Below are 7,159 nucleotides of genomic sequence, written 5' to 3' on the forward strand. Positions count from 1 at the left end.
TAAAAATCGAATCTCGATAAAAATGTTCTGTAAAATCTCAAAAAACATATAAATTTTAGAACCAAAGCAAAATTACGACAAAAAATGTATTTTTAATCGAAAAATTTAGAAGTATGAATTATTCAGGATATATACTATTGTTAAAGGATAATCTTGATATAGTCTAGTTTGAAAGGTCAAATGTGTTTTAGTAATAAAAAATAGAACGCTTGGATTTACAAGCGTTCTTTCATTTAAATAATTGCACAAAAAAAAGGCACATAGCTTCACCACTTATAGCTGCTACCTTCCGGTCCTGACTCATTCATGGTTCCACTATTGCCAACACTTATAATAGCATAAAAGACACTCGAATGCAAAATCTTTTTAGCATTAATTATCGATTTCTAATATTTCTTCCTGCACTAATTTACGAAGGACTGGAATAACCTCTTCTTCAAACCACGGATTAATCTTTAACCAGCGCTGATTCAAAGGCGATGGATGTACTAGTGGGAAGAACTCTGGCAAGTAATCTTCATAATGGCGAACAGTCTCTGTTAAATTTCGTTGACGTGTTTTTTTAAGATAATGCTTTTGTGAGTAATTTCCAATCAACAGAATTGTCTTCAGATTTGGTAACTCATCGATGATACGTGGATGCCATTTCGGTGCAAACTCTTTTCTAGGCGGAACATCCCCAGTCTTAGCCTTACCTAGATAATAAAAGTCCATAGGTAGCTGAGCAATTTTATTTGATTCATAGAACTGTTCACGAGTCAGTCCCATCCATTCCCGCAAACGGTCCCCACTGGGATCATTCCAGAATAATTGCGTTTCTTCCGCTTTACGTCCTGGTGCTTGGCCAATAATCGCCATTGTTGCTTCTTTCGGCGCTTTGAATAAAGGTGGTACCCCGCGTTCAGTATAGGCTCGATTCAATTCATCTTCCATGATTTCTTGATAGATCTTATCCATCATACTGTTTGTCATCCTTCCATTTAATTAACAAGTTGTCCACAATTTACTTTATGTTAAAAATACAGCCCCAAATCCTATCATTATAGGGTAATTTCTATTAAAATATGTGATTAATGCTTCAATTTATCAACAATTAGGTAGTTATCAACAGCTCAGTCTGTGCATAAGTCTGTTGATAAGTCATTTTTCTGTGCATAGTCGAGAGTTTTGAACAGATGTTCCCGTTTTTATGGGGGTTATGCACATCAATCTGTGGATAACTTTATTTTTTTCTTATTTTCACGTAATTCTCTAAAGAAATTGGTTAAAAGTTGTCCACATTCCTCAGCTAAAACTCCTTTAATCACTTGAGGTTGGTGATTAAACCGCTCGTCTTCCAATAGATTCATGAGTGTTCCACCACAACCAGCTTTTAGATCCACTGCTCCGTATACTACATTCTCTACCCGTGAATTGATAAGGGCTCCCGCGCACATTGGACAAGGTTCTAATGTGATATACATTGTTGTCCCTTCCAGTCGCCAGGCATCAAGCGCTTTATTCGCGGCCTGAATGGCCTTAATTTCTGCATGACCTGTAGCATCTAACTCCAACTCACGGACATTATGCCCTCTGGCAATAATTTCACCGTCTTTAACGATAATCGCGCCAATCGGGACTTCTGCCTTCTCTTTAGCCACTAGCGCTTCTTTTATCGCTTCTTCCATCCACTTTTCATGCTCTAATCGCACCGCTTCTTCCATTTCAATTGCCTCTAACATATTTCACCTCGTAATATTTATATCTTTTCATTCGTTATGCACAGCTTCAATTATTTTTCACACAAAAAACCGAGCAAACCACTTCACTCTTCAGTGTACATGATTCACTCGGATTTATTAACTCTTTTAGAGATTATTCAAAATACTCTTGAACACGGTCAGTCACGTCAGAAGACATGTCTTTTGCACGATCCATAATTGAAGAGAATGCATCAGATGCTTGGTCTTTAACGTTACCAGCACCACTTGCTAACTTAACGATTGTATTTACTTCAGAATCACTTAAGTTATCAACAGCATTTACTAAACTATCTGAACCATTTAATTTATGTTTTACAAATAATTTAGCGCGCTCACGGTTCACAACACCTTCAACTCTATGACGCACGTCATCGTTGTAGTACATCATCGCTGCAATTCCGGCAACTGTTGCAGCTGAACCAAGTAATACTAAGCCAAGTGACACATTATTTCTTTTTTTACTCATTTAAAATTCCTCCTTTTATGCTATATAAATTTATAACATCTTCATATTCAATGATAAGTATATTATAGCATAAAACGCTATCACAACCTATTAAAGCGACTTGCTATAACGCAATGTTTTATATTATATTGCGGTAAGATACTATTAGAACACGTTATTGTAGTAAATTTAATTTTAAAATTTATAGTTGAAAATTTATTTAATATCGCTTACCCTTATCTAGCAAGATTTGCGCGAACAAAAGGCGAACAAAAAAATTTGATTCTTAGTTTACTCTGGATAAATACGATATATTGGGTTAGAATACAGTAGCAGCACAATATATAGTGCTAACGGAACATTTTCACAAAGGGGTAATATAAATATGACTCAAACAACACATCAACATGTGACATGGAACAAAGAACAATTAAATAAAGCTATCGAAGCATTTCCACAAATCTTCCCTATGACAAGCGATATGAATATTACGCACAGCGGGGTTTCAAGAATGGTTATGTTAGATCGTTACTCATTTAAAGATGCGGCTAAATCAACGTTAGCGGTTGGAGACCTCGTTATCTTAACGGTTAAAGCAGATCCTAAATACCCAGCGAGAGGGATTGGGATTGTGCAAGCCATTGATACGGCTAACAACGAAGTCCTTATTTGGATTGAAGAAGAATACCGTGGTTCATTAGAAGATGAAACTGAACAAAAGACCGGACTTGTCACTCGCAAAATCGAAACGATTGATAAACCGTTAGAAATTTATTATGAACAGATTGCAAAGCGTACTGCCAAAGGTCTTTCGGATGTTGAAACAGATACAGTTAAACGTGAAGAATTAAATGGTCAATACTATACACAATTGAAAGAAATGAATTTTGTTCCCGCGGGTCGTGTGCTTTACGGGGCAGGAACAAATACTGATGTAACTTACTTTAACTGTTATGTGATGCCTTTCATTCCAGATTCACGTGAAGGTATCTCAGATCACCGTAAAGAAGTGATGGAGATTATGAGCCGTGGTGGTGGTGTCGGAACGAACGGTTCAACACTACGCCCTAGAAACACTCTAGCTCGCGGGGTTAACGGTAAGTCATCTGGTTCAGTTTCTTGGTTAGATGACATCGCTCAACTAACACATCTTGTGGAACAAGGTGGTAGCCGTCGTGGTGCACAGATGATTATGTTAGCTGATTGGCATCCAGATATTATTGAATTTATTATCTCAAAAATGCAAAACCCACGCGTTCTACAATATTTAATCGAACAAACTGATGACGAACAGATTAAAACATTAGCAAAAGAAAAACTGAAGTTCACACCATTAAACCAAGCTGAAGTAACGATGTACGAAAATATCGTTCGTTACAAAACAATGCCAGGTTTAGGTGGCTTTTCAGAGCAAAACATTAAAGATGCTCAAGCTAAACTACGTGATGGCGGAACTTATAGCGTGAATAACCCAGAATTCTTAACAGGAGCGAATATTTCCGTGACTTTAACTGATGATTTTATGGAAGCTATTGACCAAGATGGGGACTGGACATTAAGATTCCCAGATGTTGAAAATTACACTGAAGCTGAAATGGTCGCTTATAATACTGAATGGCCAGACCACGGTGATGTGCGTGAATGGGCAGATAAAGGCTACGGCATCAAAAATTACCGTACAATCAAAGCCAAAGAGCTTTGGAAGTTAATTAATATTTGTGCAACATATTCAGCTGAACCCGGTATCTTCTTTATCGATAACGCGAATAATGATACAAATGCGAAAGCATACGGTCAAAAAGTTGTCGCGACAAACCCATGTGGTGAACAACCTTTAGCACCTTACTCGGTATGTAACTTAGCTGCAGTTAACTTAGCGAACATGGTCAACAAAGATACGCATACCGTAGATTTTGACCGATTAATTGAAACAGTGAAGACTGGTGTACGTATGCAAGATAACGTGATTGACGCGACGCCGTATTTCCTAGAAGAAAATAAAAAACAAGCACTGGGCGAACGTCGTATCGGTCTAGGTGTTATGGGCTTAGCTGACTTACTCATCTATACTGAACACGTTTATGGATCAGAAGAAGGAAACAAAATTGTTGATGAGGTATTCAAAACAATCGCAGTATCTGCTTACGAAGAATCGATTGCTTTAGCAAAAGAAAAAGGCAGTTTCCCATTTCTAATCGGCGAAAATGATGAAGAAACTCAAGTTCTTCGTCAAAAATTCGTTCAAACAGGCTACATGCAAAAAATGCCGGATCATATCCGTGAAGGTGTCTTAGAACACGGTATTCGTAATTCACACTTATTAACTGTTGCTCCAACTGGAAGTACAGGAACAATGGTTGGTGTAGCAACTGGATTAGAACCTTACTTTGCTTTCAAATACTTCCGTAGTGGACGACTTGGTAAATTTATCGAAGTGAATGCTGAAATTGTTCAAGAATATCTTGATGCACACCCAGAAGCAGACGCTGAAAATTTACCAGAGTTCTTCGTTGAAGCTATGTCACTTGCGCCAGAAGCACACGTTGATGTTCAAACAACGATCCAAAGATGGGTTGATAGTTCAATTTCTAAGACTGTAAACGCACCTAAAGGTTACCAAGTCAGCCAAGTTCAAAGTATTTACGAACGCTTATACAAAGGTGGCGCTAAAGGTGGAACGGTCTATGTGGACGGGTCTCGTGACTCACAAGTATTAACACTTGCGGCTGAAGAGAATGAAGCAGAAAATATCGAATTATTCCCAATGAAAGAGGCCCGTATCGTTGATGACAGTAACGAATTAAGACAATTAGTTGACCTAGCTGAGTCAGAGCACGTTAAAACACAAGGACATACAGATGACGTTGTCTTTGGTTCAGATATCGGAGATACTTGCCCAATTTGTCGTAGTGGAATTGTTCAAGATATTGGTGGATGTAATACATGTACTAACTGTAACGCACAATTACGCTGCGGTTTATAATAAGGAGTATACTTATGCAAATTTACACACGGACAGGTGATCACGGTACCACTCGCATCATCGGTGGAAAGTCTGTTCATAAAGATAGCCAACAAGTCGAGGCTTACGGAACGGTGGATGAATTAAACAGTATTATCGGGATGATTGTTGCTTTAGAAGAAACGCCTAGTGATATGAAAGAAGAGCTCATGCGCATTCAACACTATTTATTCGACTGCGGCAATGACTTAGCAACACCCGAAAAACATGATAAGTATCCATATCGTACGAATGCAGACCTGGTAACTTGGTTAGAAAACCGCATCGACGAGTATGCACCGATACCTCCAACAGTTGAATCATTTATTTTACCAGGTGGAACACAACTCGCTGCTCAACTTCACTTTGCACGCACCGTTACAAGACGCGCCGAGCGTCGGATTGTTAGCTTGCAACAAGAACAGACGATTAATCAGCACGTATTAAAGTTTATTAACCGTCTATCTGATTACTTCTTTGCCCTAGCACGTGTGGCCAATAGCCAAGCTGGTGTCGAAGACGTCTTGTATGAACGAAGCGGACGTGTCTTCCATACTGAATTGACAAAAAAAGATATACCAAAATAATTTCAAAAGAGCCATCAGAAAAATTTCTGATGGCTCTTTTATGTGTTACAGTTGCAAAGTCTCCTATTCGTTATCCTTTTGAAGTCATAAATCGTTTTTGAATAATTGGCACCAGTGTCGGCTCCAGCACTAAAAAGAAGGCCACATTCCCAGCCGCATGCATTAAATCAAATGAAATCCCTTGGGCATAATAAACCCAGAAATTAACGACACCAAACATTTGTGATGAAAATAGTGAAATAACAAACCCGTAAATTAATCCAGTCGCTCCAGCGAACAGCGCAAAGATTACTCTTCGCGCACTCTGATGGTCCTTTAATCGATTGTATAAAGCCTTTAGAGCACTTGTAAATAATACAATGATGCCATAGGCCATAATTTGATAAAGTGTCCAAGGACCCATTCCAAGTAACATATTTGAAATGACCATCGAAGTGATAGCTACTAGGAGTCCATCCAAAGTTCCCATCGTTAAAGTAATAATTATTAAAATCACTGTGACAGGTTGTACATTTGGTATAAATTGAAAGGCAATTCGCCCAATATGACACAGAGCGGTCAGTAAGGCCAGTACTGCTAGACGCTTAACTGTGAAATACTTACTCATCCTTCGAAGGCTTCAAGTTTCCACTCGACTAAGTCACCGTCTGATAACTCTAATTCAGCCGCACCAACTTCAGCCATCTCTCCGTTAAAATCAAACAACCAGTATTTCCCTGCCTCTTCATCTTGTTCATATCCGTTAATTGCAGAGATAAAGCCGTCAGCTTCTTCAAGTTCATAATGCTCTTTCATCACATCTAATAGAATCGCACCTTCTTCAACTTCTAAAACTTGTTCGCCTTCGTCAATTTCTTCTCCATCAACTGTTACTGACACAGTCACCTCAGCTAATACCGCTTGTTCACTTGATTCAACCGGTGTTGAAGCCGTTTCTTCTGTTTGTGTCGTTTGACCACAACCAACTAATACTAAAGTTGACGCTAATAATAGTAACCATTTTTTCATTCTAAATGCCTCCCATATGATTTTGTGACAGATGACAGTATTCACTTCAACTATTTGGAGGGAAAAGCATGGGTTTATTCGAATGGATCGGATATCACTCACTATTTTGCCTCGAAATAGTATGTCGGATAAGTATGCTTGAATAAAGACCTGACTCCATGCCTTTCGCATGATTACAGTGGCGGGACCGTCTCGGAATTTAACCGAACTTCCATATTCAAACTACTTTAAATTTGTATCTATCTCTCTCCTGAATAATTCATAGTTTTACTAATAGTCTTTCCTAACATTGATTTAATAGTCTTTAAAGTAATCTGCTTCATCACCCATTAGGTGATGAAAAAAGACCCCCTTTCTGATATGGTTAATTCACCAC

The 7,159-nt window shown here is 38.4% G+C and carries 7 protein-coding genes, 1 other RNA gene and 1 riboswitch; of the genes, 2 read left to right on the forward strand and 6 right to left on the reverse strand.

The window, feature by feature from the left end:
• Positions 1-237 precede the first annotated feature (237 nt).
• The 4 genes from ffs to FEZ33_RS11620 all read right to left on the reverse strand — a co-directional run bounded on the left by ffs (position 238) and on the right by FEZ33_RS11620 (position 2,208).
• Positions 238-331: signal recognition particle sRNA small type (gene ffs, locus FEZ33_RS11605), an RNA gene on the reverse strand.
• Positions 332-372: 41 nt separating this feature from the next.
• On the reverse strand, positions 373-957 hold the full coding sequence (locus FEZ33_RS11610) for a uracil-DNA glycosylase family protein (protein WP_138405540.1): 585 nt from the start codon (positions 955-957) through the stop codon (positions 373-375).
• Between the two features lie 248 nt (positions 958-1,205).
• Positions 1,206-1,721: a tRNA adenosine(34) deaminase TadA gene (gene tadA, locus FEZ33_RS11615; RefSeq protein ID WP_171031393.1), complete on the reverse strand. Its 516-nt coding sequence runs from the start codon at positions 1,719-1,721 to the stop codon at positions 1,206-1,208.
• A gap of 133 nt (positions 1,722-1,854) precedes the next feature.
• On the reverse strand, positions 1,855-2,208 hold the full coding sequence (locus FEZ33_RS11620) for a hypothetical protein (protein ID WP_138405535.1): 354 nt from the start codon (positions 2,206-2,208) through the stop codon (positions 1,855-1,857).
• A 364-nt stretch (positions 2,209-2,572) separates the two neighbouring features.
• Here FEZ33_RS11620 and FEZ33_RS11625 point away from each other — a divergent pair, with 364 nt between their 5' ends.
• Positions 2,573-5,170, forward strand: coding sequence for a vitamin B12-dependent ribonucleotide reductase (locus FEZ33_RS11625; RefSeq protein ID WP_138405536.1), 2,598 nt, complete (start codon positions 2,573-2,575; stop codon positions 5,168-5,170).
• Between the two features lie 14 nt (positions 5,171-5,184).
• On the forward strand, positions 5,185-5,775 hold the full coding sequence (locus tag FEZ33_RS11630; RefSeq protein ID WP_138405537.1) for a cob(I)yrinic acid a,c-diamide adenosyltransferase: 591 nt from the start codon (positions 5,185-5,187) through the stop codon (positions 5,773-5,775).
• Positions 5,776-5,845: 70 nt separating this feature from the next.
• On the opposite strand, the gene FEZ33_RS11635 is transcribed toward FEZ33_RS11630, so the two are convergent.
• Together FEZ33_RS11635 and FEZ33_RS11640 are read right to left on the reverse strand one after the other, a co-directional pair.
• Positions 5,846-6,382 carry an ECF transporter S component gene (locus FEZ33_RS11635; protein WP_138405538.1) on the reverse strand — a complete coding sequence of 179 codons (537 nt, stop codon included), beginning with the start codon at positions 6,380-6,382 and terminating at the stop codon, positions 5,846-5,848.
• Positions 6,379-6,783: a DUF4430 domain-containing protein gene (locus FEZ33_RS11640; RefSeq protein WP_138405539.1), complete on the reverse strand. Its 405-nt coding sequence runs from the start codon at positions 6,781-6,783 to the stop codon at positions 6,379-6,381. The genes FEZ33_RS11635 and FEZ33_RS11640 overlap by 4 nt, the downstream gene beginning before the upstream one ends.
• Before the next feature lie 92 nt (positions 6,784-6,875).
• Positions 6,876-7,022: riboswitch (adenosylcobalamin (AdoCbl) riboswitch) on the reverse strand.
• Between the last annotated feature and the right edge of the window lie 137 nt (positions 7,023-7,159).

The sequence above is a fragment of the Ruoffia tabacinasalis genome (assembly GCF_005864045.1).
Taxonomy (GTDB): domain Bacteria; phylum Bacillota; class Bacilli; order Lactobacillales; family Aerococcaceae; genus Ruoffia; species Ruoffia tabacinasalis.

What these genes read in the sequence shown, in the direction of transcription:
- FEZ33_RS11630 (WP_138405537.1), top strand. Translation starts at nt 5,185, where the DNA reads ATGCAAATTTACACACGGACAGGTGATCACGGTACCACTCGCATCATC.
- FEZ33_RS11610 (WP_138405540.1), bottom strand. Translation starts at nt 957, where the DNA reads ATGGATAAGATCTATCAAGAAATCATGGAAGATGAATTGAATCGAGCC.
- FEZ33_RS11640 (WP_138405539.1), bottom strand. Translation starts at nt 6,783, where the DNA reads ATGAAAAAATGGTTACTATTATTAGCGTCAACTTTAGTATTAGTTGGT.
- tadA (WP_171031393.1), bottom strand. Translation starts at nt 1,721, where the DNA reads ATGTTAGAGGCAATTGAAATGGAAGAAGCGGTGCGATTAGAGCATGAA.
- FEZ33_RS11620 (WP_138405535.1), bottom strand. Translation starts at nt 2,208, where the DNA reads ATGAGTAAAAAAAGAAATAATGTGTCACTTGGCTTAGTATTACTTGGT.
- FEZ33_RS11635 (WP_138405538.1), bottom strand. Translation starts at nt 6,382, where the DNA reads ATGAGTAAGTATTTCACAGTTAAGCGTCTAGCAGTACTGGCCTTACTG.
- FEZ33_RS11625 (WP_138405536.1), top strand. Translation starts at nt 2,573, where the DNA reads ATGACTCAAACAACACATCAACATGTGACATGGAACAAAGAACAATTA.